1 protein-coding gene is annotated in these 1,014 nt (G+C 69.2%); it reads left to right on the top strand.

Annotation, left to right across the window (positions count from 1 at the left end; all coding sequences use genetic code 11):
* Nucleotides 1-1,014: peptidase associated/transthyretin-like domain-containing protein (locus EYB53_RS25310; protein WP_167857626.1), on the top strand; the 1,014-nt coding region annotated here is incomplete at both ends.

Below are 1,014 nucleotides of genomic sequence, written 5' to 3'. Positions count from 1 at the left end.
TCCCGGTGACGGGGCGGGTGACGGTGGACGGGGTGGGCCTGGCGGAGGTGGTGATTACGGACGGCACGCGCAATGCTACGACGGACAGCACGGGGGCGTACACCCTCACGGACGTGCCGTATGGGACGCACGTGCTGACCCCGACGCTCGCGGGCTATACCTTCACCCCGGTGACGCAGACGATCATGGTCACGGACGCCCTGGCGGGTCAGGACTTTACGGCGACCCTGCTCACCTTCCCGGTGACCGGGCGGGTGACGGTGGACGGGGTGGGCTTGGCGGAGGTGGTGATTACGGACGGCACGCGCAATGCTACGACGGACAGCACGGGGGCGTACACCCTCACGGACGTGCCGTATGGGACGCACGTGCTGACCCCGACGCTCGCGGGGTACACCTTTAGCCCGGCCACCCGGTCGGTGACGGTGACGGCAGCGCTGGCAAATCAGGACTTCGCGGCCACCCTGCGCACCTTCCCGGTGACGGGGCGGGTGACGGTGGACGGGGTGGGCCTGGCGGAGGTGGTGATCACGGACGGCACGCGCACCGTGACGACGACCGCGACGGGGGGCTACACCCTCACGGACGTGCCCTATGGGACGTACGTGGTGACGCCGACGCTCGCAGGCTACACCTTTACCCCGGCGACCCGGACGATCACGGTGACTGGCGATCTCGATGGGCAAGACTTTGCCGCCACCCTGCGCACCTTCCCGGTGACGGGGCGGGTGACGGTGGACGGGGTGGGCCTGGCGGAGGTGGTGATCACGGATGGCACACGCAATGCTACGACGGACAGCACGGGGGCGTACACCCTCACGGACGTGCCGTATGGGACGCACGTCTTGACCCCGACGCGGGCGGGCTACACCTTTAGCCCGGCGACCATGGCAATCACCGTGACGGAGGCGCTGGCAAATCAGGACTTCGCGGCCACCCTGCGCACCTTCCCGGTGACCGGGCGGGTGACGGTGGACGGGGTGGGCCTGGCGGAGGTGGTGATCACGGATGGCA

Origin of the sequence: Candidatus Chloroploca mongolica, assembly GCF_004762035.2 — a bacterium.
GTDB lineage: Bacteria > Chloroflexota > Chloroflexia > Chloroflexales > Chloroflexaceae > Chloroploca > Chloroploca mongolica.
Note: the sequence above shows the minus strand (reverse complement) of the source record. Positions and strands in the feature narration are given on the sequence as shown.